This window comes from Thermochromatium tepidum ATCC 43061 (assembly GCF_009664085.1).
Taxonomy (GTDB): Bacteria; Pseudomonadota; Gammaproteobacteria; order Chromatiales; family Chromatiaceae; genus Thermochromatium; species Thermochromatium tepidum.
Map to the genome: position 1 here is coordinate 2467783 of NZ_CP039268.1, position 25293 is coordinate 2493075.

The 25293-nt window shown below is 63.9% G+C and carries 19 protein-coding genes; 4 read left to right on the top strand and 15 right to left on the bottom strand.

Annotation, left to right across the window (positions count from 1 at the left end):
• Nucleotides 1–430 precede the first annotated feature (430 nt).
• From E6P07_RS11420 to E6P07_RS11465, 10 genes are all read right to left on the bottom strand, one after another.
• Nucleotides 431–631: a DUF2905 domain-containing protein gene (locus tag E6P07_RS11420; RefSeq protein WP_153975724.1), complete on the bottom strand. Its 201-nt coding sequence runs from the start codon at nucleotides 629–631 to the stop codon at nucleotides 431–433.
• 1072 nt (nucleotides 632–1703) lie between these two features.
• Entirely contained in the window at nucleotides 1704–2963 is a 1260-nt protein-coding gene (locus E6P07_RS11425) for a glycosyltransferase (RefSeq protein ID WP_153975725.1), read from the bottom strand.
• Nucleotides 2960–3388 carry a type II toxin-antitoxin system VapC family toxin gene (locus E6P07_RS11430; RefSeq protein WP_153975726.1) on the bottom strand — a complete coding sequence of 143 codons (429 nt, stop codon included), beginning with the start codon at nucleotides 3386–3388 and terminating at the stop codon, nucleotides 2960–2962. The genes E6P07_RS11425 and E6P07_RS11430 overlap by 4 nt, the downstream gene beginning before the upstream one ends.
• Nucleotides 3385–3633 (bottom strand): FitA-like ribbon-helix-helix domain-containing protein, encoded by a 249-nt coding sequence (locus tag E6P07_RS11435; protein ID WP_153975727.1) that lies wholly within the window; start codon nucleotides 3631–3633, stop codon nucleotides 3385–3387. The genes E6P07_RS11430 and E6P07_RS11435 overlap by 4 nt, the downstream gene beginning before the upstream one ends.
• Nucleotides 3634–3804: 171 nt before the next feature.
• Entirely contained in the window at nucleotides 3805–4440 is a 636-nt protein-coding gene (locus E6P07_RS11440) for a class I SAM-dependent methyltransferase (RefSeq protein ID WP_153975728.1), read from the bottom strand.
• Between the two features lie 2 nt (nucleotides 4441–4442).
• Nucleotides 4443–5066 (bottom strand): DUF3782 domain-containing protein, encoded by a 624-nt coding sequence (locus E6P07_RS11445; RefSeq protein WP_153975729.1) that lies wholly within the window; start codon nucleotides 5064–5066, stop codon nucleotides 4443–4445.
• Between the two features lie 27 nt (nucleotides 5067–5093).
• The gene (locus tag E6P07_RS11450; protein ID WP_246172836.1) at nucleotides 5094–6314 is read right to left on the bottom strand and encodes a transposase; all 1221 of its coding nucleotides are present in this window, start codon (nucleotides 6312–6314) and stop codon (nucleotides 5094–5096) included.
• Between the two features lie 41 nt (nucleotides 6315–6355).
• The gene (locus tag E6P07_RS11455) at nucleotides 6356–6595 is read right to left on the bottom strand and encodes a DUF2442 domain-containing protein (protein WP_153975730.1); all 240 of its coding nucleotides are present in this window, start codon (nucleotides 6593–6595) and stop codon (nucleotides 6356–6358) included.
• An 11-nt stretch (nucleotides 6596–6606) separates the two neighbouring features.
• Entirely contained in the window at nucleotides 6607–6876 is a 270-nt protein-coding gene (locus E6P07_RS11460) for a DUF4160 domain-containing protein (protein WP_153975731.1), read from the bottom strand.
• Between the two features lie 290 nt (nucleotides 6877–7166).
• On the bottom strand, nucleotides 7167–11186 hold the full coding sequence (locus E6P07_RS11465; RefSeq protein ID WP_153975732.1) for a beta strand repeat-containing protein: 4020 nt from the start codon (nucleotides 11184–11186) through the stop codon (nucleotides 7167–7169).
• A 561-nt stretch (nucleotides 11187–11747) separates the two neighbouring features.
• Here E6P07_RS11465 and E6P07_RS11470 point away from each other — a divergent pair.
• The 4 genes from E6P07_RS11470 to E6P07_RS11485 all read left to right on the top strand — a co-directional run bounded on the left by E6P07_RS11470 (nucleotide 11748) and on the right by E6P07_RS11485 (nucleotide 15770).
• The gene (locus E6P07_RS11470) at nucleotides 11748–13082 is read left to right on the top strand and encodes an ABC transporter ATP-binding protein (protein WP_153975733.1); all 1335 of its coding nucleotides are present in this window, start codon (nucleotides 11748–11750) and stop codon (nucleotides 13080–13082) included.
• Nucleotides 13051–13845, top strand: a complete 795-nt coding sequence (locus E6P07_RS11475; RefSeq protein WP_153975734.1) for a glycosyltransferase family 2 protein — start codon at nucleotides 13051–13053, stop codon at nucleotides 13843–13845. Before E6P07_RS11470 ends, E6P07_RS11475 begins: the two co-directional genes overlap by 32 nt.
• Before the next feature lie 69 nt (nucleotides 13846–13914).
• Nucleotides 13915–14919: a sulfotransferase family protein gene (locus E6P07_RS11480; protein WP_211363112.1), complete on the top strand. Its 1005-nt coding sequence runs from the start codon at nucleotides 13915–13917 to the stop codon at nucleotides 14917–14919.
• Between the two features lie 2 nt (nucleotides 14920–14921).
• Nucleotides 14922–15770, top strand: a complete 849-nt coding sequence (locus E6P07_RS11485) for a sulfotransferase family protein (RefSeq protein WP_162008636.1) — start codon at nucleotides 14922–14924, stop codon at nucleotides 15768–15770.
• Here E6P07_RS11485 and E6P07_RS11490 read toward each other — a convergent pair.
• The 5 genes from E6P07_RS11490 to asnB form a co-directional block, all read right to left on the bottom strand.
• Nucleotides 15749–18544, bottom strand: a complete 2796-nt coding sequence (locus tag E6P07_RS11490) for an RCC1 domain-containing protein (RefSeq protein WP_162008637.1) — start codon at nucleotides 18542–18544, stop codon at nucleotides 15749–15751. The genes E6P07_RS11485 and E6P07_RS11490 overlap by 22 nt on opposite strands.
• A 158-nt stretch (nucleotides 18545–18702) precedes the next feature.
• Nucleotides 18703–19416 carry a methyltransferase domain-containing protein gene (locus E6P07_RS11495; protein WP_153975738.1) on the bottom strand — a complete coding sequence of 238 codons (714 nt, stop codon included), beginning with the start codon at nucleotides 19414–19416 and terminating at the stop codon, nucleotides 18703–18705.
• Nucleotides 19417–19429: 13 nt separating this feature from the next.
• Nucleotides 19430–20836 carry a CAP domain-containing protein gene (locus E6P07_RS13760; RefSeq protein ID WP_211363114.1) on the bottom strand — a complete coding sequence of 469 codons (1407 nt, stop codon included), beginning with the start codon at nucleotides 20834–20836 and terminating at the stop codon, nucleotides 19430–19432.
• A 127-nt stretch (nucleotides 20837–20963) separates the two neighbouring features.
• Complete coding sequence (locus E6P07_RS11505) at nucleotides 20964–23249, bottom strand: S8 family peptidase (RefSeq protein WP_162008638.1); 2286 nt, start codon at nucleotides 23247–23249, stop codon at nucleotides 20964–20966.
• A gap of 180 nt (nucleotides 23250–23429) precedes the next feature.
• The gene (gene asnB / locus E6P07_RS11510) at nucleotides 23430–25277 is read right to left on the bottom strand and encodes an asparagine synthase (glutamine-hydrolyzing) (RefSeq protein WP_153975740.1); all 1848 of its coding nucleotides are present in this window, start codon (nucleotides 25275–25277) and stop codon (nucleotides 23430–23432) included.
• Nucleotides 25278–25293 lie beyond the last annotated feature (16 nt).

Here is a 25293-nt window from a genome sequence, read left to right on the forward strand (position 1 = left end):
ATTGCGTGTCCAGTGTGAGTGTGAAAGAGACTGTGGCCCGCAGGAGGGCTACCGATCGCCGAGCAGTACAGAGCGATCGCCAGTGATTCCGCTCAAGCCTGCGCTGGTTGCAGATGCCGGTCGTTTGGAGACGGTGCACCGTCCACCCGCGAAGCCCGACGCCGTTCCGGGCTTTTTCATAGACCCTCCGCAAGGAAACCCGCGACTTGAGTCGCGGGAGGAATGGCGGGTGCGCGAAGCGCACCATGTGGTGTATAAGACAGTGTGGTCTCCGGGCGCACGCCGACTGCAACGCCAGTCGAAACCTGGCCCGGATTGGCAGCGGAGCCCCGCTACCAAGGGCGGCTGTAAACACGCCCAATGTTGGGGATGTGGTCAACCATGTTTGCTGCGTCTCACAATAAAGCCTTCGACTTCAGTCGAGGGTTGTTTACTTGCGCCACAGCCAGAAAAGAAGCGTCAGCAGCAGCGACAGGACGATCGATGTCGTCAGCGGGAAGTAGAAGCTAAAATTCTCCTGCTCGGTGCTGATATCGCCGGGCAGTCGACCGAAGGGCAGTTTCGTGAGCCACGGCCAGAGCAGGCCGGCGGCGATGAGCAGTGCGCCCAGAATGATCAACAGGCGTTGCACTTTAGGGTTCAGGGTTCATGTTCAAGATCAAATAGTGGGGCTGCAGGAGACTGGCGTCAAGTCTTCAACCCAGATTGTCCATTAGACCAGGCAGGATCCGTATGAAAGGCATTTCGACATATCGCTTTGCCTATTGCTACGGCTTGGGGCCTACAGGGGGCGCCTTTGCACCCGCGCTCCTCGCCAATAGGCACCGTATTGGCTCGTCGCGCTGAGACAAATTCGCACACCCTCGGCTGCCCAATCCGGTCGCGTTCCAATGGACAATCCGGGTCAAAAAAAAGTCGCAGCGAACCGGACCCATGGTCCTGGCGGCGATGAGTAGCGCTTGTCTGAGAAGCTGGATCCCGAACAGCCCCGATCAGAGCGCACCTCACGGCACCGCAGCGGCCAATGGGGATACCCGGCTTCTAGGAACGCTATGGCGAAGCGTAAGCTAAGGAAATGCTGAAGAAATCGTCGCGAGCGGGTGGAGGGCAAGGCGATTGGTGCGCAGGATGCAAGAAACGAGCCATTGGCGAAGTTTCGGCGAAGGCTCACATGAGCGCAGCGAATGTTACGCCGAAGCCACATATCAAGTAGATAGGCGAGCATCCGCGCACCGCGAGCCTCTCGCCCGCGCAGCAGATTTATTCAGCGTTTCCCTAGGGTCTGTTCTCAATTAAGCGAATAGCCGTATGCCGAATGGAAGGGATGCTGAATAAATCGTTCGCGGTCAATGACATGGCGAGGGGCTGTTCACAGCGGATGAATTATGGTCATATCCTGACTTTGAATTAAGTGGGTGTCCTTAAATATGATCCTTAAATTAAGTGGGTGTCCTTAACTCGCGTTTCTGCGCAGGGCACAGCGAAACCATCGGCGGTGAGTCGACCACGATCGGGAAGGATGAGATGAATTTTCAAGCGAAGCGGGAATGGGTTGAGTCGCGTGCGCCTGGCCTCGCTCCCCTAGACCCATAAGGGCTGGCACTATAGCACAAAGCCCGGCTAAACTTCCGGCTATGCCGCGCGGCTTCCCTGCTTGATTGGCCATCCCGTGAATCGAGGCCCTCGCATTCGGGCGGCGCCCGTTACCCCGCCACTGCCCGCACCCACTTAAGCTGCCTGGGCAGGCAAACCGTCTTGAGGTCATAGTGCGCCTGGGCGAATGCTCGCGCATTGGCCCCTAGGCGCTGCCGGACTGCAGGGTCGTCAAGGAGCGCGCACACCTCGTTGGCCAGCCCCGCGACATCGAAAAAATTCACGAGCCGCCCGGTCTCGTCGTGGCGAATCGCCTCATGGAGCGGCGGCGTGTCGCTCGCCACGATCGCACAGCCCGCGCTCATCGCCTCCAGCAGGCTCCACGAGAGCACAAACGGGTAAGTGAGATAGACATGCACGGTCGACAGTTGCAGCAGCGCGATGAAGTGCTGGTAGGGGATGTTCCCCAGGAAGTGCACCCGCGCCCAGTCGGCATCCGGAATACGCGGGTGCACCTCGTCGATGAAGATCTGCTGCCAGGTGCGGTTGCCGTAGCGCTGGGGGTCGGGGCGCGCGCCGTAGCTCACCTCATTGCCGCCGACGATGAGCACGCGGGCGTTCGGCCGGCGCTTGAGAATCTCGGGCAATGCGCGCATGAAGATGTGATACCCACGGTAGGGTTCGAGGTTGCGGTTGACGAAGGTGATCACTTCGTTGTGCCGGGTTAGGGTGATCGGCTCGCCAGCTTGGGGCGTGAGGGTTAGCGACACATGCGGGTTGGGCGCGATCGCGTCGGTGTCGATGCCGTCGTGCACCACGGTGATCTTGGATCGAAACGGCTCGGGGAAGGTGCTTGCCTGCCAGTGGGTGGGCGAAATCCCCGCATCGGCCACGTCGAAATGCAGCAGGTGGTTGAGGTTCTTGAGCCGCAGCCGGCACGCTTCGCCTTCCGGGTCGGTCGAGGGGAATTCGGGGTCGAACCCCACATCGGCCCCGTGTGGGTGGTAGAAGAATTCGCCGTAGATCCCCAGTTTCGTGCGCGGCCACACCTCCTTGACAAAAAGGCTCTCGCCCCAGCCGGGGTGGGCGATCACTGCATCGGGCGTAAAGCCCTGAGCGTTCAAGGCGCGCATCGCCCGGAAAGCAGCTTCGGCCCGAATCACCTTGGTTTCGAAATCGGCGACCCACGGGTGCACCGTGGGTGAGGTGCCGCGGGCCACCGCATAGGGCATCACCCGCACCCCTTGCCAGGTGGTGGCCGGGACTTTCTGGAGCGTCAAGGCGACCACCTCATGCCCCTCAGCCGCCAAGGCGGGTGCCAAGTGCTTGAACTGGCCGGGGAAGTTCTGGTGGAGGACGAGGAGCTTCATGCCGTCCACTGCCACGGGTCAACGAGCGCCAGACCTTCGATGCCGTCGAAGTCGCGCGTATTGCGGGTGACCAGCGTCAGGCGGTGCGTCAGGGCAATGGCGGCGATCTGGGCGTCTTCGACGGTGATCGGGCGCCCCGCGTGGGTGCGTCGCGCCACGATGTCGGCATAGCGGATGGCCGCCTGCGCATCGAAGGGCAGGCAGCGTCCGGCAAAGTCTTCGGCAAACATGGCTGCCGCCGCTTCGCGCAAGCCATCTTTGCGCTGCCCATCGGGCAGCAGGGCAATACCCAGCTCGATTTCGGCGCGGCTGATGGCCGAGACCCAAAGCTGATCCGCCGTTTGGGCGTCGAGCCAGACCACCACCTGGGGCGCAGGCGCTGGACGCATGCACTCGGAGAGCACGTTGGTGTCAAGGAGCATCATCGCGTTTCTGTCCAGTCGAGCGCAGTGCGCGGCAATGACCGCGGCGGGATATCGATCTCGGCCGCCGCCGAGGCAAAGCGGCCCACCAGCCGCTGTCCCAGCCCTGTGGCCGGCTGCGGCTGGGCCAGGGCCTGGCGCAAGATGGCGCGCACCTCCGCTTCCATCGAGCGGCCGTGGCGCGCGGCTTGCACGCGCAGCGCGGCTTTCAGATCGTCATCCAACTGGCGGATGGTGAGCGTGGCCATGAAAACCTCCCGTAATGATAGCATCGCATTCATTGTACTCATTGCCTGAGAACGCCACAAGCCCGCTGTCATCGACGCGAACAGCGCCACTTCAGCCGCCCCAGTTTCACCAGCCAGGCCAGGGCGCGAAAGACAAGTGGTTGCCGCTGGGTCGGGAGGGAGGTTGCCTGCTCAAGAGGCGTCCGCTGCGCGCTCAGGCGCGGCGAGCGGAAAGTGCTGAGCCGCCAGCGCGCGCAGTGCTGCCTCCTCCATCGGCCCCTTGCTGGCAAGCGCCCAGAGATCGAAGTAGGGGGCAACGCCGCGACGCAGCGCGGCAACGTGGGTAAAACCGACGGCAAGGAGCGTGTGGGTGAGCACCGCCTGGGTAAACCCGCAGCGGTGCGCCATGTAGCGGTTGCCGCGGGCCAAGGCGGGGCGATGGCCGTAGAGGATGTCGATCGGGGCGATCGGTCCGGCAGGTGCCGTGTAGCAGGGCTCCAGGAGCTTACCCTCAGCCACCAGCGCGCAGACCGATTGCAGATCGGGGCAGGTGATGACGGCAAAGCCGTCGGGCTTCAAGACGCGCCGGAACTCCTGGAGCGCCACGGGCACTTCGTGCGCTTCCAGGTGCTCGAGGTTGTGACTGGAGAAGATGGCATCCACCGAAGCATCTGCCACTTCCGCCATGTCGGTCATGGTGCCTACGACATCCGGGGCCACACTCGGGTCGATGTCCAGGCGCAGTTCGTGCCACTCGGGGGTGTTGAAGCCGCGTGTGGTCTGGTCTTTGTGCTTGGCGCCGCAGCCGACGTGGAGGAAGGTGGGCACGGCTACCACGCCTTGGGCTGGAACGCCTCGTCGTTCAACAGCCGCATCGTCTCGCCTGAGGGGGCAAGTACAAAGAGCCCCTTACGATAGGCGTAGGCAGCGACTTCCTCGGGCACGACCATGGCAGCGACTGCCGCCAAAAGCTTATAGCCGCCATACTCCGGCCAATACGTCTTGAAGTGCGCCAGGCGCTCGAGGTGTTCATTGACGTCATCGACCGAGAGGTGACTTTTGCACTCAACGGCAATGAGGGTATCGCTGTCGATGACCGCCAAATCGACTTGCGCCAGTAGCCGTCCGTCATCATCGCGGCAAGTGAGGTCTTGCATCGTGCGGTGCACTTTCAGGCCCCGCGCCTGGAAAAGCGCCACCACAGCCGGCTCGACCATCTCCTCGACAAACTCGCCCAGCCGATTGCCCAGGCGACCCAGATCCCGCGAGATGCGCTCAACCAGGCGGCGGGTCTCGCGCATCTGCGCTTCGGTCTCCTGGAATTTGCGGTCGGTCTCCTGGAATTTGCGGTCAGTTTCCTGGAACTTGCGGTCGGTATCCTTGCTTTGGATGGCGAGTTCTGCCACGAGGGCCTTGATCTCGTCCCAGCTCATCTCGGCGGCGGTGGTGCTCATCGACGTCTCTCCCCGGATTGCATGGCTTCATTCTCGCACAGCCGTCGGCACCCTTGACAAGGCAAGAAAATCGGGAATCGCAAAACGACACGACGCCGCTTCACTCTCGAACACCCGATTGGCCGCTTTCATCCCACGCAGGAACTTCGCCTGCCGCCGGGCGGCAAGCTCGACCAATGCCGCCGGCTTGCCGATGGCGCTGCCGAATGCCTTCAGCAAGCTCGTGGCATGTTCGATGAACGCCTCCGTGTCGATGCCCAGGCGCTCCAGGAGTTTCGGCGTCTTCTCGGGAATGAAGCCGCGCTTCTTGGGGTGCACGCATCGACCGAGTGTTTCGATGAGGTCAATGTAATCCTCGAAGGCGAAGGGTATCGCCCAATCTTCGCGCCCTGTCGCATCGAAAGGAAGCAAGGGGGCCGGCGTCAGTTCTGCCATCGCCGCTTCGTTCGTGTCGAGGGTGACGGAAGCCTTGCTCGCCGCAAGCGCTTCCTGAGCCGCCACGACTTTTTCCGCGCCGTGCCTGCCGACCTCGCTTTCATCGGCCGCAGTGATTGTCGGCGCTTGCATCGTCGCGATCGCGTGCTGGACGCGCTCTTCCACCACCTGCGGCTGCAGGCGCGCTTGCACGCTGGTGTAGTCGCTGGCTTCCGGCGTCTCGGCGATCCCCGCGCGGATCGGATTGAGATCGACATAGGCCATTGCCGCGAGCAGCGCCTGCTCATCCAGAAGCGCCTGACTCTTGAAGCGACCTTCCCAGAAGCGGCCTTTCACTTGGTCCTCCTGGTTCGCCAGCCGCGCAATCCCCTCGTTGAGCACCCGCATGAACCAGGACAAATCCGCCAAGCGGGCACGGTAGAGCTGCGCCCATTCCTGCACCCGCGCAAGCTCCGCCATCCCCAACTCGCCCCGGGTGCATGGATCGAGGTACCGCCGCACCAGCAGCGGGCCGGTGAAAAGCTGCGTCCAACGCATGAGCACCTCGTCATCGCTCAGGGCCTGCGCGCGCTGGGCATCGACCCGGAGCACGATGTGGTAGTGGTTGCTCATCACCGCATAGGCGGCCACATCGATGGTAAAGACCAAGGCGAGCTGCCGGATGCGCGCCTCGATCCACCCGCGGCGGTGGTCGAAGTTCTTGCCCGTGTGGGCGTCCTCACCGCAGAGGAAAGCACGCCGCACACAGCGGCTGACCACGTGATACCACGGGGTGTCGGAAAGCGAAACCAAGGTCGAGCGGGGGCGGGTCATGGGCGACGGATGGCAGAGCAGAGAATCATGCAGCTGTCTTCTCAGGTGGCGTGTTCGAAGGAAAGCTCGTAGAGCGTCTCGGGGGCAATATCGATTTCACCCGGCCACACAACAGTGCCGTAATCAACCCGCGCCAACGCAAAGAACGCCGGATTTTGCAGGCAGCGATAAATGGGTAAATGCAGGTAAGGACGCATATCGAATCGCCGCTTCTCGCCGTTGGAAAATGTCAGCGCTAGATGAAAGTTTGGCTCAACTGCAACGGAAGTCACCCTGATCATGGATGGCCTCCTCAGCGCAACGGCTCGATTTTGAAAATTGGCTCGCCCTTTGCGGCCAAGGCCCAATCAGCCATCAGTTCCTCCTCATGGATCGCTATCCAGGCTTGAAGAATGCGCAGTTTCTTAAGGGGCAATTCACCTTCAATGAGTTCCCCGTCTGGAATCGAAACAACCACCTCGCCCCCCCGATACTCCACGTGCAAGTGTGGCAAGTGATGCTGCTGGCTGTCCATGTAAAACATGCGGATAACCAAACCGTAAAACATGCTGATGGTGGGCATAGCGAGCCTCATGAATAGCGAAGTGTCCCGCCATAAGCGGACCGCACACCTTACATGGTCTGTACCCTATTACCGACGAAACCAGGGTCGAGCGGGGCGGGTCATGGGCAAAGGATGGCAGAGGGTGGGGAGGATGTCCGGCGTTCTATTTTCTCATTGTTACCTAATGTTGAAGAAAAACCCCGCCCTTCTTGCGAGAGGCGGGGCAAGTGGTTTTGACTCCAGCGTTTTGCAGGCTTCGAGGAATGGGCCGGAAAATACGACCTACCCTCTATCCCGCCTTGCAACGCTTAGGCAGCGATGATTGCCAGGTTGTTATTGTTGAACGCGGCGTAGTCCGACGCGCTCATCGAGATGCTGCCGATGATGGTGATCGTGTCGGTCGTTTCCACCGTCGTATTCACACCCGAGTCAACCAAGCCGACCACCGCCCGGCTGTTGGTGGTGTCGTAGAACATCACGAAGATGTCATCGCCTGCCGCCACCAAGCCGGTTACCGTCGCTGTCCCGATCGCGGCGTTGAAGGCTTGCTGCGCCGTCAAGCCTGCCGTCGCAACGCCCGTCGTCAGCTTGATGAGGTCGGTGCCGGTCACGATGCCCGCCGCGCCGGCGTTTTGGGCGACATTCATGACCGTGGTGGCACCCGCTGCGTCAGCGGCTACTCCACCAAAGAATGCGGTACCACCAAAGTAGTTACCGATGGCTGCCGACAGTTGCAGAATATCCGTCGTCGTCGCCGTGCTGCCGACGGTGAAGTCGGTGATATAGGCCACATTGTTGTACAACCCCGGCAGATTATTAGAGGCAGCGGCGCCCCGCAGGATGAAGGTGTCGAAACCCGCACCACCGGTCAGCACGTCGCCAGCGGTGGCAGGGTTGCCCGTCACCACGTTGGCGATCGTGTCATTCCCGTCGCCGCCGTTGATGATGTCGCCAGCGGTGGAGCCGTTGAGCGTGTCACCATTGGCCGTGCCGGTGATGCTGGTCGCGGTCGTGCTTGTGCCGCCGGTCAAGGTCAGCGTCGCCGCGCCGGTCATGCCCGAGGCGTCGATGCTGTCGGCGCGCACCGCGCCAGTGAAGGTGATATTTTGGCTACCGGTGATCACCAGCGCTTGAGTGGCCGCGGTGTCGGTGATGGTGAAGGTGCCGCCAAAGGAACCCGCGCCGCCTTGCACCAGCAGGTTAACGGTCTCGGCGCCGTTGATGGTGACGTTACCGCCGCCAAAGGTGTTGCCGGCGCCACTCGAACCCAAGGTGACATTGAGGACGTCGTTGGTGGCCGTGCCCGCGACGTTGACGGTCAGGTTATTGCCGCCGGAGTCGTTGCCCTGCAAATCCAAGCTGTTCGTGCCAGCCGCGTAGCTCACGGTACCGGCACCAGCCATATCCGCCCCAAACCGCAGCCCGGTCGCACCGAAGTTGCTGACGGTCACCGTGCCGTTGAGGCCATCGGACAAACCAATGACTTCGATATTCGACACATTGCTCTGAACCGTCGTCGCGCCGGTGGCTTCAGTGTTTTTGAGCACCAGGCGGTCGGTATCGTCGCCGCCGTTGATGGTATCGTTGGCGGTGTAGGTGCCGTTCATGTCGATCACGTCGTCCTTGGAGCCGCCGGTGATCTTCATGTTCTGCGTATTGCCTGCAGCGACTTGCAGGTTGGTCAGCTTGCCGGTGAAGGCGCTGGCATCGACCTCGGTCACCGTGGTGTCGCCCAGCGGCAGGGTCAGATTCTGGCTGCCGGTAACCACAACCTTGGCCAGCGAGTTACCAGCGCCATCGGTAAGGCTGGTCAGCACGTTGGCCACCGTGCCTTGCGAATCCACGGTGATGGTCTCATAGCCGCTGCCCGCCGCCGACGGCTGCAGGGTGACCGTGCCCCCCGTGACCGAGCTGAGCTTGAGGGTCACGGCGTCCGACGTGCCCGACATCTTGCTGGACGCATTGGTCAGCGTGAAGTCCTGGTCCGTGTTGGAGAGCTCCACCGTGGTCGGCACGCCCTGGACGTTTTGCACAGTCGCGGTCGCGCCCGCGGCCGTGTTGTTGCCCGACTTGATGGTGGTGAGCTGGTTGTCGCCATTGGCGAGATCGAGCGTGAAGGCAGCAGCAATATTGCTCAGGTCGAGCTGCAGCACTTCGATGTTCTTCACCGAGGTCGGTGTGACGGTAGTAGCAGCAGTGTTGATGTGCTGCACGAACAGCGTGTCGGTGCCATCGCCGCCATCGACGGCATCGGCGTTGCCCAGGGTGTTGAGTTGGCCCGCTGAGGTGACAGCGAGGCTTGCGTCGAAGGTTTCGCCGGCCGAGGTACCGGTGATGTTGTCCACACCGGTAGTTAAGGTCTGGCCCGACGTGGATGACTTGGTGGTGAAGTTCAGCGTGGCGTTGTCGCTGATGCCCGCAAAGGCGTTGCCGTCCTCGTCCAAAATGGCGGTGGCGCTGACGTTGACCGCGTAGCTGGTGCCGGCCTTGAGGTCAGCGGTGGGGTTGATGGTGACGGTGTTGCCGCTGACGCTGACTTGGGTCGCGTCTTGGGTGTTGATGACGCGGTTGTCGGTGGCGTCGCTGATGTTGACCAGGGTGATGGTGCCGATGCCGAGCTTGACGGCTTCGTTGAAGGTCAGCGTCAGGTTGGCGTTGGCCGCAAAGTCGGTCGCGTTATCCGCCGGGTTGCTGCTCGTGAGCGTGGGCGGGGTGGTGTCGGTGGAGGTGGCTTTGGTGGAGTCGATCTTGTCGGCCTTGTTGCCCAGCGCGTCTTCGAGCACGGTGCCATCATAGGCGATGTAGGTATCGCCCGAGCCCAGCGCCGAGGCGAGGGTGAGCGTGACGGTGTTGCCCGAGATGGTCGCGGTGTTGATGGAGTAGCTGGCGCCGCCCTGGGTGACGGTAAAGAGCGCCGAGGGGTTGGACAGGGCCACGACCTTGAGCGCTTCGTCGAAGTTGATCTTGACCGTGGTGCCCGAGGCCGCGGCGCTGACGAACTTGGGCCCGATGTCGTCGACGTCGGTCACAGTGAGGGTGACGTCGGTGTCGGCGGACTTGTTGCCAGCCGCGTCGATGGCGCGCACCTTGAGGGTGAAGGTGTTGGGCGTGGTCTCGAAGTCGTTGGCGGCCTTGGTCTTGTCCGCACCGGCCTCCGTCAGGGTGATCTTGCCGTCTTTGTCGATGGCAAAGAAGCCGTCGTCGTTACCGCCGACGATCTCGAAGGTGGCGATGGTGCCAGCAGCGCCGCCGACACCGACGTCGCTGGCCTTGACGGTGCCCACGACGAAGCCCTCGGCCTGGTTTTCGTCGTAGGTAAAGGCCTGGTTGGCATCCACAACGGGCGCGGTGGTGTCGGTCTCCCCATCTTTGATGGCGACCACGCCGCTGTTGGCCACCGTCTTGTTCGAGCTGTCGAGCAGGGTGACCCTGAAGCCTTCGAGCCCTTCGGTGCCATCGTTGGCCACCGGGGTGAGGTCGAAGGTGGCGCTGTCGCTGCCGGCCTTGATGGTGACGCTGGAGACGACATCGGCGGGGAAGTCCGCCGCGCTGGCCTTGCTCAGCGTGCCGCCGTTGTCGTCGCCCGTGATGGTGACGGTAAAGGTGGTGTCGGCATCGACTTTTTGCGCGGCCTTGACCGTGAAGCTGAGCGCCGTGCCTTCTTCGACCTGGCCCGAAGCGGCAGTGAGGGTGAAGGTCTGGCCCGCGCTCCCGCCGCTCACGATATCCTGGATGGTCTCGTCGATCTGATCCTTGGCCGCCTGGCCTGTTGTGTCATCCGTCACGCCGGCAAGCAACTGAACCGCCAGGCTCGGGTCGTTCTTGAAGGCGTTGTTTTCGTCCACCGTATCGAGTTGCTTGGTAAACTCGACGGCCACACCGGTCTTGGCGATCATGGCGTCACGCTGCGCGGACGTCAGTTGACCGCTCAGATCGATGGGCCAGTTGGCCGGCTGATCGAACCCGCCATCGACATTGGGCATGAGCTTGAGGTCATTGAGCATGGCATTGGCCAGGCCCTTAAGCTTGATTATGCCCTGATTGAGCAGGCCGACATAGTAGTTGTAGAGATCCATCGAGGGCTGAGAGCCGGTCATGCGCTCGAACATCTCGGTGACGATCTGGCCGTTGTTCTTACCGGCGGTCGCGGCCTCAAGCAACGGGGTCAGATAGCTGACCAGGCTCGCCCCAGAAGGCTTCCAGACGCTGCCGTTGTTGTCGGCCAGGACCTGGCTGTAGGCCGCCAGCTCATCGGAGCTGGCCGGACGACCCAGGGTGACCAGGAAATAGGCAGAGACCTTGGCTTGATATTGCTCGGCAGTTGGCATGGTGAAAACTCCCTAGAGAGTGAGAGAAAGAAAGGTTGAGTCTGTGATCGAGGACTTGCCCAATGACCTCGGCGCCTTAACGGTCACACACCCGAGTTCTTAAAGGCCGGGCCACATTCAGGTTACTTAATACACTAAAACCACGGAAAGATCAAAGCCTGTGGTGTGCAAAAAAGCATCATGCCGTCACGTATGTTGTGATTTACCAACAGAGCCCCCTCTCCCTGGCCCCCCTCCCCCGAACCGCGGGGGGAGGGCCTCGTCACACCGGCGAAAGCCGGTGTCCAGAACCCCCGAACCGCGGGGGGAGGGGATTTGATCAGGGTCTCCTTAAAACAGGCGCGATGCGCACTAGTGTAGTCGATGGATACCTTAGGCTGCATCTAGAGTTTTCCTCCGGGAGGACAACAATGGTTCGAATCGCCTCGGCGAGGGTCTTAGATCCGCTCGGCGCCTTCTGGTTCGGCGTCCGATCGAACGCCGAGGCCATCCGGATACCAGCGCCCTGGATCGTTTAAACTTGGGCCTTCATCACCCAAAACCAAGGACACCCGACCACTGATGCCCGAGGACCGCCACGGCCCCGCCCTGGAACTCCAGGGGCTGGGTAAATGCTATCGCCTCTATGACCGCCCCCAGGATCGACTCAAGCAGTCTCTGGCCGATGGGCTCAATGCCTTGGCCAACCGTGCCCGCGCCCGCCTCGGCTACCCGCCCCGCCCCGCCCGGCATTACGCCCGTCCGTTCTGGGCCCTGCGCGGGGTGGACCTGCAGGTCGCCCGCGGCGAGACGCTCGGGATCATCGGACGCAACGGCTCGGGCAAATCCACCCTGCTGCAACTGGTCGCCGGCACACTCAAACCCTCCGAAGGCCATCTCCGCACCCACGGACGCGTCGCCGCACTGCTCGAATTGGGCAGCGGCTTCAACCCCGAGTTTAGCGGACGCGAGAACGTCTATCTCAATGCCGCCATCCTCGGTCTGCAACGCCACCAGATCCAGGACCGCTTCGAGGCGATTGAGTCCTTCGCCGGGATCGGCGAGTTCATCGACCAGCCGGTCAAGAATTACTCCAGTGGCATGGTGGTGCGGCTCGCCTTTGCCGTCTCGGTCTGCGTCGACCCTGACATCCTGATCGTCGACGAGGCGCTCGCGGTCGGGGATGCCGCCTTCCAGTTCAAATGTCTGCAACGGATCCGCGAACTGACCGAACGCGGCACCACCCTGCTGTTTGTCTCGCACGACCTGGGCATGGTCAAGACCTTCTGCCATCGCGCCCTCTATCTGGAACAGGGCCAGGTCAAGGCGATCGGCGACCCGGAGGCCATCGCCACCCAGTACCTGCAAGACATCCGCGCCCGTCAACGCGCCGAGCTGGAGGCCGACGCCCCACCGATCACCTGCCGACCCGCACTCGGCCCCAGCGACAAGGCCGCGGCCTTCGGCGACGGCAGCGCCGAGATCCTCAGCGCCCATCTCGGCGACAGTGAGGCGGCGCGCGGACTGTATGAGGTTGGCAGACCGGTCGAGTTAGAAGTGGAGTATCGGCTCACCGAACCCCGAGACAGCGCCGCGACCGCGGATCGGGACACCTATCTGGCCGTCGTCATCCAGAACACCAAGCTGCTTGAGCTCGGCGGACAACGCTTCCGCCTGCCGCCCGCGCGCGCAGGCCGGGTGCGGGTGCGCTGGATCAATCGCCTGGCCCCCGGCGAATATTTCATCAGCCTGCGTCTGGAGCGGCGCATCGGCCAGGACGTCTATCTGCCCCAGGTGGTCCAGATCGCCGCCCTGGGCCTGACTAGCACCTGGGACGAACGCGCCTTCCTGGGTATCATGGACCCTGAGATGAGACTCGTGACCGATGCGGATCATTGCACTGCTGGCGATTCGTAACGAAGCCCTCTACCTGGAACGCTGCCTGCGCCACTTAAGCGAACAGGGCCTGGAGTGCTATCTGATCGACAATGAGTCCGAGGACGACGGACCAAAGATCGCCCGCGCCTGGCTCGGACGCGGGCTGATCGGGATCGAGTCCTACCCCTACCCCGGCTTCTATGACTGGCGCGGGATCCTCGAACGCAAGGCCAAACTCGCCGCCGAACTCGGCGACCACTGGTACATCCACCACGACGCCGATGAGATCCGGCAGTCGCCCATCGCGGGACAGACCCTGGCCGAGGCGATCGCCGCGGCGGACGCCGCAGGGGCCAATGCCATCGATTTTCTGGAGTTTGTCTTTGTGCCCACCGACCGCGCCCAGGACGCGCGCGGCACCGATTATGTCGCCACCCTGCCGCATGCCTATTATTTCCAACCCAACCCACTGCATCGGGTCACGGCCTGGCGCTGTGCCGGACCGGTCGATCTCCTGACCTACGGCGGACATCGCGCCGAGTTCCCCGACCGGCGCCTGAGCCCCAAGCCCTTGATCCTGCGTCACTACCCGTTCCTGAGCTGGTCGCATCTGCTGGACAAATACGGACGCGAACGGCGCTATTCCGACTATGAGGTCCGTGAACTCGGCTGGCACGGCAGACGCGCCTGTTTTGACCCGAGCCTCGCGCGTCTGCCGGCACCCGAGGGGCTGATCCAGCCCGACCGCGAAGGCTGGCGCACCGATCGGCCCTGGACCCGGCACCCCTTCCTGGAGGGCTAGCGCAGCTCCTTAATGACTGGCCCCTTCTTTTCCTCTTGGGTTTTTGTCTGCATTCAAGCCGTCTCTCGTATGATCCGGCACCCCGAAGAAGCCATGATCCTCACCCACAAGATCGCCCTCGACCCAATTGGGGTAGGGGCGCCTTCAGGCGCGATGACTCCTAACGAGATCGCGGCTAAAGCCGCTCCTACGAAGCCGCACACCCACACCCCACCTGCCCCCTTCATCATCGGCGTGAGCCGCTCGGGGACCACCCTGCTGCGTCTGATGCTGGATGCCCATTCGCAACTGGCCATCCCGGCTGAGACCCATTTCATCCCGGAGCTCTGCGCCGACCCGCCGCGCGATGGGGCTGTGTGTCTGGCGCGACTGCGGGCCATGCCGACCTGGGAAGACTTTCATCTGGAGGGGACCGATTTCGCCGCGCGCTTGGAGTCATTGGTGCCTTTCGACCTGGCCGAGGCGCTGCGGCTGTTTTTTGGTTGCTATGCCCGAACCCAGGGCAAGCCGCGCTGGGGCGACAAGACCCCGCCCTATGTCGAACAGGTGGCCGCCATCGGGGCGCTCTTGCCCGAGGCGCGCTTCGTGCACATCCTGCGCGATGGGCGCGACGTGGCCCTCTCCTACCGCGACAAGTGGTTCGGGCCGGGCACCGATCTGACCGCCGCGGCGCGGCTCTGGCGCGACCGCATCCTGGCGGCACGCGCCCAGGCCGAGCGCCTGGAACCCGGACGCTATCTGGAACTGCGCTTTGAGGATCTGATCGCCGCACCCGAGCACGAGCTCAGGCGGGTGTGCACCTTTCTGGAGCTGCCCTTCGAGCCCGGGATGCTGGATTACCACCAGCACGCCGCCTCGCGTCTAGACGAGTTGGGTGACCGGCGCGACGACAAGGGCCGGGTGAAGGTGCCGCGCGAACGGCGTCTGAGCATCCATGCCAACACGACGCGCCCACCCGACCCGGCCCAGTCCGGCAAGTGGCGCACCGGTTTGACGCCCGAGGAGATCGCCCGGTTCGAGCGCGAGGCGGGCGATCTGTTGACGGCGCTTGGGTATGGGCTGGCCGAGGTCTGAGGGTGGCGATCCGCAACGTGTGGCGTCGATCTGCGCCTAAACGCGAGACGCCCCCCCCGATCCTCATCGGCGGCTTCTATCGCTCCGGCACCACCCTGCTGCGGCGCCTGCTCGATGCCCACCCCGAGGTCCACTGCCCGCCGGAGCTCAAGTTCATGCGCGACCTCTTGGGCGAATATCGCGACGACCCCTACGGCCATCTGCGTTTCTCCAACACCTGCCGGGCGCTGCCGCTCGCCGAGTCCGAACGCCTCGCCATCTGGGGGCGCGCCTATGCCGAGCTTCGCACCCGCGCCGCCGAGCGCCTCGGCAAACGCCGCTGGGCCGACAAAGACCCCGAGAATGCGCGCTATCTGCCGTATTGGGAACAGGCGCTGGGGTCAAACTTCGTCTATGTCCATCTGGTCCGAGACCCGCTCGACACCCTGGCCTCGGTGCGCGAGATGGGGTTTGAAAAGAGCCTGCCGCCCGGGCTGGCAGAACAGGTGGCGCTCTGGCGCGCCAATGCAGAGGCGGCACTCCAGTTCCGCGAGCGCGCCCCGGAGCGGGCCTCTGTCCTGAGCTACGAGGCCCTGGTCAAACGCCCGGGGCCGACCCTGGAGGCCTTGCTCGCCTGGCTCGGTCTCGAACCGGACGACAGCCTCATCCAGGGTCTGACCGACCCGGCGCGCGGACGCGGGCTAGAGGACCCCAAGATCGACCGGACCTCGGGCATCCATGGTGAGGGCCTGGGCCGCGGGGTCCGCGAACTGGATCCCGCCAGCCAGGCATTCATCGCGACCGAACTGGGCGCACTGTATCTGGACCTGCTTCGGGCGAGCGGCGCTGCTCACTCGATCCGTGCCCGATAGCGGGCCAACTGCTCTTCGGTCAACAGGTCCCGAATCGCGGCCCCGCCCGTCCAGCCCGTGGGCTGACCATAGGTCCCGTCGGCCTTGGGCATGATCGCCAGGTCGTTGAGGATGGCATTGACCAGACCGCGCTCACGCACCGAGCCGCTCACCAGGGCCTCGATGTAGTAATCGAGGATCCGCGGGTCGAGGTCGGAGGATGAGCCAAAGAGGTTTATGAACACCTCATCCACCCGAGAGCTCGCCGTGGCGCGGTCGAGCGGGGCGGTGCCCCAGCCCATCTGATCGCTGAGATACGTCTGAAGCCCAGCCCCTGTGGGCCTCCAGACGCTGCCTTTGTTGTCGCGCAGCACAGCGCCCCACTGGGCCAGCTCAGCGTCGGTGGCCGTGCGCCCGAGGACCCCCAAGAAATAGGCATTCACCTTGCGGTAGTAGGACTCGGCCGTGTGGCCAGCCGAGGCATAGGAGACGATCCGGAAGTTTTGATGGGGTTCGGACCATTGCAGCGTGACACTGTCGCCCAGACGCGGGAAATCAGACACCGAGTGCAGACGCTGCACGCCGGTGATGCGGCCCTGGCCGGCGGGGGTGGCGACCTGGAAGTGGCGGGTCTCGACCAGGGCGCCATCGAGGAACAACTGGATCTGATGCGCTCCATCGGCATACTCGGTCCAGTCGATGGCACGGGCATAGCCGTTGTCGCTGTCGCCGCAGACACCGAGCGTATCCGCGCGCTCGCTGCCGTAGGGCAGCGCGAGCCGCACCCCATCGAGTTCGGCCTCGACCGTGCTTGCGGTGCAGGCCCAGCCGCGGATGAGTGCCTGGCCGCTCTCGACCCCGCCAGGCAATGGGCTCTCCCAGTGACCGGCCACCGTGGCACTGCTCGCCCAGTCTGAAAAGTCAGAGGTCGTGATCGCGGCCTGGCTGACGACGAAGTTTTGATGCGGCTCGGACCACACCAGGGGCGTGGTCAGACCTGATTTCGGGAAGTTCGTGACCCAGGTGGTTGCACTCAGCCCGGTGAGGAAGCTCGCGCCCAGGGTGGTGACCCTGACTCGAGCCTCGGTGAGCGGCTGGTCATCGGCGAGCAGGGTGAGGGTATGGTCGCCATCGCCGTATTCGGACCAGTTGATGGCGGCGGCAAAGCCGTTGTCCCTATCCCCACAGATGACCTGACTGTCGGGACGTTCAGCCCCATAGGCGGCGCCCAAGGGGGTGCGGTCATCGACCCTGAGGCTGACCCGCTGGGCCTCACACACCCAGCCGTGGACCACGCCGATCCCGCTCTCGAAGTTGCCGTTGATCGGGGTGTCGAGCTGGTAGCGGTTGGCGGCTTGGGTGAAGTTGGCGGTGACCTCGACCGATTGCGTCAGGGTCAGGATGCAGTCTTGGTCGCCGGTGCAGCCGCCACCCCAACCGGCAAACTTCCAACCGGCATCCGGGATGGCGGTCAGCTGGACCTGGGTACCGATGGGGAACGCCGCCTGACAGACGTCCGGACAGTCGAGGGTGCCGCTTGCATCACGCACCCGCCCGGAACCTGCGACCTTCAGGCTCAGGACGGCCGGCGCCGGCAGTAGGCTCAAAAAACCCGTGCCGCCGGGATCGCGCACCCGTACCGGGTTGCCGATGGAGACGAGGTTGTCCTGACCCTGCCCGAGTTGTCCAACGCGACCCAGACCCCAGGCCCACACGAGACCGCCCTCGCTTACGAGGAGATTGTGATCCCCGCCGGCGGCGATGGTCTGGGGCATCGCCGAGGTATAGCTCTCCATGTCTACCCGGGTCGGCACCTCGACCTGGGAACTGCCGGCCTCACCGAGCCCGAGCTGACCGTACCAGTTGTTGCCCCAGGTCCAGACCTGGCCATCGGCCAGCCGGACGATACTGTGCCGCCAGCCGAGCCCGAGCGCGGTCGGCTCGGCGCTCGGCAGGTTGAGCACGGAGACCGGGCTCGGGCTGGGGGTGGTGGTGCCATTGCCGAACTGACCAAATTCGTTGTCGGAACCCCAGGCCCAGAGCGTAAAGACTTTACTGTCGCGGCCCTGGGCGAAGGCGAGGACATGGTTCGTATGGGTGGCGATCCGGCTCACCGTGCGCAGACTGGTGACCTGCACCGGAAAGGTCTCGATGGAACCCTGAGTCCCGAGACCGAGCAGACCCTGAGAATTGTCGCCCCAGGCCCAGAGGGTGCCGTCGTCCTTGATCGCAAAGCTCTGGGCATAGCCGGCCGCGGCGGCGACCACGCCACTCAGACCGGGCACCAGGGTCGGGACACTGGACACCTCGCCCCAGCCCGGGCTTCCGTTGCCGAAACGCCCACCGTCGTTGGCGCCCCAGACCCACAGTCGCCCATTGTCAGCGACCGCGAGATTGTGCCTCCAACCGGCGGCGATCGCCTTGATCCCGGTCAGCCCCTGGACCTGAACCGGGGTGGCGCGGTCAATCTGGGATCCGTCACCGAGCTGGCCATCGGTATTGGCCCCCCAGGCCCAGAGGGTGCCATCGGCTTTCAAGGCCAGGCTGTGGTCGGCGCGCGCGGCAATGGCGATGACGTCGGTGAGACCCTGGACCTGGACCGGCAACGCGCTCAGCAGACCTGATCCGGACTGGCCGTTGCCGAGCTGGCCACGGGTATTGCTGCCCCAGGCATAGACCGTGCCGTCGCTATGTAGGGCGAGCGAGTGGCTTTCACCCGCGGCCACTTGGGGGGTGGCGGCCTGGGCCGGGAGACTCGTCAGGATGAAAAGTCCAAGGAATCCGAAGAGGCGCATGGCTGGGTTCAGCTTTGAAAGATCCTCTGACATCCGTCGAGTGAGACGCTGATCGATCCCATTCGCGGCCAAAGTCAGTCCTACAAACCATTGATGGTGTGGGAGCGGCTTGAGCCGCGATTGATTCGGTGTTTCCATCGTTTGCTTCAGCCCCGAGATCAATCCAGCCGGGGTTGAGGGACGGACTGGAGGATGGCGATGATCTCGGTGTCGTTGCGTTGGAACTCACAGAGCCGAAAGGCGCCGCTCAAATACAGCCGCGCCTCGCTCAAAAAGGTCTGGAACGAATCGCCGTCCCAGACATGGAAGTGGATGCTGTAATCGATCTCGAGCAACCGCTCCAGTTGCCGCTCGGCCTCGACCGGATCGAGGATCTGGTTGACGTATCTCACCCATTCGGCGAAGTGGGCCCGGCGCGAGACCTCAGGCCCGTGTTGGTCGTCGCGGACGAGATGCTCGAAGGGGGTGAGCGGGCGCGCGGCGTCGAAGCAGTATCTCTTGTCCGGGACTGCGTAATAGATCATGCCTCCTGGCCTGAGCTTGGCGAGATGGGTGCGCATGGCACCGAGCGGGTTTTCGCAGTGTTCGAGCATGTGGTTGGCGATGATGAAGTCGAGCTCGCCGGGGGCAATCTGGGTCAGGCGCTCGCCATCATCGATGATGTCCACCTCGACGAGGTCGCAGCCGTCTAGCTCCGGATACTGACGGCGCAGCTGCTCGGGCGAGAGTCGATCGACATAGCGGATCTCCTCGACCGCCGGCCCGACGTGCAAGGGGGCGTGCAAGGCGCCGATCTCGATCCCCCGCCCGGTGAGATAACGCTCACTGAGCCGTCGCCGGGCGGCGAGCATCTGGTTTGGAATCAAACCCATCGGGGCGTCCTGCTCACTCGAGCCGTGCCCGATAGCGGGCCAACTGCTCTGCGGTCAACAGGTCCCGAATCGCGGCCCCACCCGTCCAGCCCGTAGGCTGACCATAGGTCCCATCGACCTTGGGCATGATCGCCAGGTCGTTGAGGATGGCATTGACCAGACCGCGCTCACGCACCGAGCCGCTCACCAGGGCCTCGATGTAGTAATCGAGGATCCGCGGGTCGAGGTCGGAGGATGCGCCAAAGAGGTTTATGAACACCTCATCCACCCGAGAGCTCGCCGTGGCGCGGTCGAGCGGGGCGGTGCCCCAGCCCATCAGACCGCTGAGATACGTCTGAAGCCCAGCCCCTGTGGGCCTCCAGACGCTGCCTTTGTTGTCGCGCAGCACAGCGCCCCACTGGGCCAGCTCAGCGTCGGTGGCCGTGCGCCCGAGGACCCCCAAGAAATAGGCATTCACCTTGCGATAGTAGGACTCGGCGGTCGGTTGGTCATCATCGGGGGGGACGGGGGGACAGGTCGAGACACCGGCCTGACGCCCGAAGTTTTGGGTCCAGTAGTCCCCATAGGTGCTGCTGGCGTTATAGGCATAGCCTACGCCCAGATCACAGACGACGGTGTTTAAGATATTGGCGCGGTGCCCGGGGCTGTTCATCCAGGCATCGACGACAGCGGTAGGCGAGCTCTGTCCGGCTGCGATGTTTTCTAAGGCAGAGTTCCACTGATAGCCGGCAGCGGTCATGCGATCGCCATGGGTGCGACCATCGAGTCCGGTGTGGCTGAAATAGTCGTTGGTGGCCATGTCGGTCGAGTGTCCGCGTGCCGAGGACCACAGACGGTCGTTCCAGGCCAGTGAGGACAGGCCGTTCATCCGGCGTTCGTTGTTGGTGAGGCGCGCAGTCTCGGTCTCGAAGGCCAAGACGGTCGCAGGTCGCAGTTCAGCGGCAGGGGTGTGCTCGGCAAACAAAGGTTCGGCACCGGGAGGTTCGGCACGGGAAGTAAGCTCACGCACGATGTGCCAGTCGTCATCGAACGGACGGATCTGGAAGACGGCAGCCGGGGTTCGGATGGTGCCCGAGAGCGTGGTCTCGCCCACGGCCAGATGGGCGCTGACCCCCTCTTCGTCCGCGCCATGTCCCCACCAGGAGCGGCTGCCGAGCCGCTCGTCGCCGATCTCGTCGCAGACGAGCCACAGGGTCCGGTCGTCGAAGAGATCGAGCACGACCTCGCCGCCGGGTTCCAGCGGCAGGGCCTCGATCCGGACCTGAACGAGCCGCTGACGCCACACCAGCTCGGCGGCCTGATCCGGAATCGCCACCTCAGGCGCCTGGGCATCCGCGAATAGCCGGACCTCCGACCCTACCCCAGCCACGGGGAAGGCCACGATCAATACCAACATCAAGGCCAAGAATCGTTCGATCATGGTCCACCTCTCCATAATGAAGCTCTGAATAACCCCCTCTCCATTGGTGGAGAGACTTGGGGTTGAGGGAAATCAGCGTCTCAGTAAAAACCTAAACTCAAGTTGTTTCATAGCGGTTTTCGGCACTTCAAAAATCCTCAACCCGTGCCCGATACTGGGCAAACTGCTCTGCGGTCAACAGGTCCCGAATCGCGGCCCCACCCGTCCAGCCCGTAGGCTGACCATAGGTCCCATCGACCTTGGGCATGATCGCCAGGTCGTTGAGGATCGCATTGACCAGACCGCGCTCACGCACCGAGCCGCTCACCAGGGCCTCGATGTAGTAATCGAGGATCCGCGGGTCGAGGTCGGAGGATGAGCCAAAGAGGTTTATGAACACCTCATCCACCCGAGAGCTCGCCGTGGCGCGGTCGAGCGGGGCGGTGCCCCAGCCCATCAGACCGCTGAGATACGTCTGAAGCCCAGCCCCTGTGGGCCTCCAGACGCTGCCTTTGTTGTCGCGCAGCACAGCGCCCCACTGGGCCAGCTCAGCGTCGGTGGCCGTGCGCCCGAGGACCCCCAAAAAATAGGCATTCACCTTGCGATAATAGTCCTCGGCGCTCGGTTGGCCACCCCCGGTGCCCGTGATGGCGATGGGGTTCGAGGCGGCCAGACCATTGTTGCCCTCGTTGCCCTCGGAGACCTCGCCCTTATTGTCGGCGTAGGCACCCAGATAATAGCTGCCCGTGGTCAGGGTCGCCGGGATACCCACGGTCCCTGAACAGGTGAAGGTCGCGCCGGGCGCCAGCGAGGAGACGTCGCAGCCCCAGGTAGTGTCGACATCATTGATGGTGATGCTGCCGTCGGCGGAGAGGTAATAGCCGAGTCGGAAGGCGCCGGCCGCCGCCGTGCCCTGGTTGCTGACCGTCGACGCGGCCGTGATGCTGCCACCGGCCGTGCCCGTCGTCGGGCTGCTGACGGTGGTGACGATCAGGTCGGGCTTTGCGGTCCCGCCGCCGCTGCAGTTGAGGGTGCTGGTGAGACGCTGGGCGGCGGCGGCGACATCGATGCGCGGCTTGGTGATGCCGTTACGCCAGTCCGTCACGGATTTGCCGCTGACCTGGAGCGCGGAGAGGATGTCGTTGGGTGTGGCGGGCGAACAGAGGCTTTTGAGCGCCGCTGCGGCACCGGCGACATGGGGCGAGGCCTGGGATGTGCCGCCCTGCTCTAAGCCGGCGGCCTCGATGAGCGCGCCCGGGGCGAGCAGGCTGATGAAACTGGCCGAATTGGAGAAACAGGTGACCTTGTCGGCGGACGTGACAGTGTCGGTGCAACCACTCCAAGTGATCCCACCGACATTCGAATCATAGACGGCGCCCACGGAGACGGCGCCCGGAACGCAGGCGGGGCTCGAGAGGCCATCGGTGTAACCCTCATTGCCCGAGGCGACCGCAATGAAGATGCCGGCCGAGCGCAGGCTCGAAAAGGCCGCTTCATAGCTCGACCCGCTACAGGGGGCGGTGTATTTCTGGTCACCGCCCAGACTGAGATTGACGGCCACGATGTTGTAGGTGGCGCGGTTGGCGATGGACCAATTGAGCGCCGCGAGGATGTCGCTATCCAAGGCCGTGCCACCCGCCCCGAAGACATCCAGGGCCGCGATCCTGGCCTGGGGTGCGACACCCAGCACGATGCCGGCGACATTGGTGCCGTGCCCATCGTCGTCTCGGCTCCCGTCGTCGGTCGGGAAGTCAAGGGCATAGACCACCTTGCAGGAACCGCCCGGCGCAGTACAGGAGCCAAAGGCGGATCTGGTGTAGTCCACGCCGGTATCGAGCACCGCCACCGTGGTGCCGCTACCGGTCGCCCCCAGTCCATAGGCAGTGGGCTGCTCGATCAGCGGCAGACTCTGGTTGAGCTGGAGAGACTTGACGCCGACCTCGTGCACGGCCTTGACGCGGGGGTCGTGACGCAGGGCCTCGAGGGCCTGGAGCGAACGGACCCGCAGCACATTCAGGGGCAAGTGGCTGTAGTCCTGGACCTCCTCGATATCGAAGACCTGCATCTCGTGGAGCACATCGGCCTTGGTGAGACGCTGACCGCGGCGGATCGTCGTGTCGTCGGCGTTGGCCGGCAGGTTCGGTGCGACGTATTCGACGATCAGCTCGACCTCACGTCCAGCACGCAGCCGCTCCAGGGTCGCCGGACGCAGACCCACGCTGGGCGCGGTGAAGGTATCGACCCGCCCGGGCGCCCCGACCGGGCGCTCGGATGGCCATGACGGCTCGTCCCAGTCAGTGTCTTGATCGCTCGCCCCGCCCCACCAAGTGCCCGATGGCTCCACGGATGACGATTCTTGATGGGTGGTGCCTCCGGATGTTCCGGCCGCCGACGCGACCAAGGACCAGCCGAGGACGAGGACCAGCGCGACCATGACCGGAAACCATCGAGGCAGGCAGGCTCGCGTTCGAGATGCGAAATCGGATGCATTCATGAGAGCGGCTCCTTTGAGATCGAGGCCTGCACAGACATCCATCGGCACAGGGTAGCCCTTGGAGGGGCTGCACAGATTGAATACGGAGTTTGGACGACCGATTCGTCCGACTCCATGCGCTTAGTCTAGATCATAATCACGCCTGAGCAGGCCAATCCGGGCGTTGGCACTCCGGTGCCATTCCAGGAGCAGGACCAGCGCGAAGACTAGGCGCTCATTCGGAAATCCGCGCGCGTGTTCATCAGCGAGCCGCTCGGCGAGTGCGGTCTTGCACAGCCCCGGCAGTCTCCGTTGATCGAGATAGTCAGACAGGGCGCCATGCCGGTTGAACCATTGCCCCAGCCACTGACGCATGGGCAGCACGAATCCCTGCTTGCGACGCTTCAGGATCTCAGGCGGCAGCCAGCGGCGCGCGACCCGGCGCAGCGCGACCTTGCTCTCGGCACCGGTTTGGCGCCGGCGAGCGGGCAGGTGGAGCGCGGCATCGACCAAGGCCGGGGCGAGAAAGGGGGCGCGACCTTCCAGGCTATGGGCCATGGACATGCGGTCGAACTTGACCAGCAGGTCGTCCGGGAGCCAGGTCGCGAGATCGGCGGCGGTCGCGCGCTGGAGCGGATCCTGGGCCGTCTCCAGCCAGTCCAGGAGCCGGGACTCCCAGTCGTCCAGGGCCTGATCCCGCCATTCGGGCTCCAGGAGCGCCTGACGCCCGGCCATATCGGTCAGCAACGGAAAGCCGGACGGGGTGGCCGGATGCCGATTGCGGATGAGCCGCTTCAGATCCGGATGCCGGGGGTGGCGCGACAGTAGACGACGCAGGATTCCAGCGAGTCCGGGTCCAGGTGCGAAGGCTTGGTAGTAGCCATAGCCGGCGAAGATCTCATCGGCGCCCTCCCCGGCTAGGACCACGTTGACATGAGCGGCAGCCTCGCGGCAGAGCCAATAAAGCGGCAACATGGCCTGATCGCCGACCGGCTCATCGAGCGCGCGCGCGACCTGGGGCAAGAGTTCGATGAAATCATCGCCCCGAAACTCGAAGTGATGGTGTCTGGAGCCGATGTGCTGGGCGACGGCGCGCGCAAAGGGGCTCTCGTCGTGCCTGGCGCTGGTGAAACCCATCGAGAAGGTATCGATGGCAGGCTGGGCGCGGGCGGCGACGGCGGCGACGATCGAGCTGTCGAGCCCGCCCGAGAGGAAGACCCCGACCGGGACGTCGGCGATGAGACGGCTGGTGACGGCCTTCTCGATGCATTCGGCCAGGGTATCGTCCGTGATGTTTCGCGAGGGGCCGAGCGATTGGACGAAATAACGCCGACGTTCGACGATGGCGGGATCGTCGAGCCGGATGCGCAACAGCTCGCCGGGCAGGACGCGCTGGATGGTGCTGAAGATCGTCCGCCGTCCGGGCGCAAAATGCAGGGCAAGATAGCGCTCGAGCGCCAGCGGATCCAGGCCCTGATCCTGACCAGGCAGGGCGGCCAGGGTGAGCAGGTCGGAGCTGTAGGCGAAGACGGGGCCGACCTGGGTGAAGAAGAGCGGTTTTTCACCGAAGCGGTCGCGCGCCAGGATCAGCTCGCGCCGATCGCGGTCGAGGATGGCGAGTGCATACATACCGTCGAGACGGGCGAGCAGTCCATCGATCCCCCAGTGCGCGTAGCCGTGCGCCAGCACCTCGGTGTCGCTGGCGGTCTGGAAGCGTGCACCGAGCGCCTGGAGCGCGCGTCTGAGTTCGCGATGATTGTAGATCTCACCGTTCTGGAAACAGACCACCTGGCCGTCGCGGGCCTTGAGCGGCTGCCAGCCGTGCTCGAGATCGATGATGGCGAGCCGGCGCATGCCCAGGGCGATGCCCGGCTCGAGATGACGACCCTCGCCATGCGGACCGCGCAGGTGCATGGAGGCGCCGATGACATCGAGCAGGCGCCCAGCACGATGGCAAGGATAGCCGATCAGACCATAGATGCCGCACATTGCAGACTCACCAGCC

Coding starts and splice junctions, on each gene's coding strand:
- E6P07_RS11425 (WP_153975725.1), bottom strand. CDS start 2,963: ATGAAGCTCCTCGTCCTCCACCAGAACTTCCCCGGCCAGTTCAAGCAC.
- E6P07_RS11430 (WP_153975726.1), bottom strand. CDS start 3,388: ATGATGCTCCTTGACACCAACGTGCTCTCCGAGTGCATGCGTCCAGCG.
- E6P07_RS11435 (WP_153975727.1), bottom strand. CDS start 3,633: ATGGCCACGCTCACCATCCGCCAGTTGGATGACGATCTGAAAGCCGCG.
- E6P07_RS11445 (WP_153975729.1), bottom strand. CDS start 5,066: ATGAGCACCACCGCCGCCGAGATGAGCTGGGACGAGATCAAGGCCCTC.
- E6P07_RS11450 (WP_246172836.1), bottom strand. CDS start 6,314: ATGACCCGCCCCCGCTCGACCTTGGTTTCGCTTTCCGACACCCCGTGG.
- E6P07_RS11455 (WP_153975730.1), bottom strand. CDS start 6,595: ATGATCAGGGTGACTTCCGTTGCAGTTGAGCCAAACTTTCATCTAGCG.
- E6P07_RS11460 (WP_153975731.1), bottom strand. CDS start 6,876: ATGCCCACCATCAGCATGTTTTACGGTTTGGTTATCCGCATGTTTTAC.
- E6P07_RS11465 (WP_153975732.1), bottom strand. CDS start 11,186: ATGCCAACTGCCGAGCAATATCAAGCCAAGGTCTCTGCCTATTTCCTG.
- E6P07_RS11470 (WP_153975733.1), top strand. CDS start 11,748: ATGCCCGAGGACCGCCACGGCCCCGCCCTGGAACTCCAGGGGCTGGGT.
- E6P07_RS11475 (WP_153975734.1), top strand. CDS start 13,051: ATGCGGATCATTGCACTGCTGGCGATTCGTAACGAAGCCCTCTACCTG.
- E6P07_RS11480 (WP_211363112.1), top strand. CDS start 13,915: ATGATCCGGCACCCCGAAGAAGCCATGATCCTCACCCACAAGATCGCC.
- E6P07_RS11490 (WP_162008637.1), bottom strand. CDS start 18,544: ATGCGCCTCTTCGGATTCCTTGGACTTTTCATCCTGACGAGTCTCCCG.
- E6P07_RS11495 (WP_153975738.1), bottom strand. CDS start 19,416: ATGGGTTTGATTCCAAACCAGATGCTCGCCGCCCGGCGACGGCTCAGT.
- E6P07_RS13760 (WP_211363114.1), bottom strand. CDS start 20,836: ATGATCGAACGATTCTTGGCCTTGATGTTGGTATTGATCGTGGCCTTC.
- E6P07_RS11505 (WP_162008638.1), bottom strand. CDS start 23,249: ATGGTCGCGCTGGTCCTCGTCCTCGGCTGGTCCTTGGTCGCGTCGGCG.
- asnB (WP_153975740.1), bottom strand. CDS start 25,277: ATGTGCGGCATCTATGGTCTGATCGGCTATCCTTGCCATCGTGCTGGG.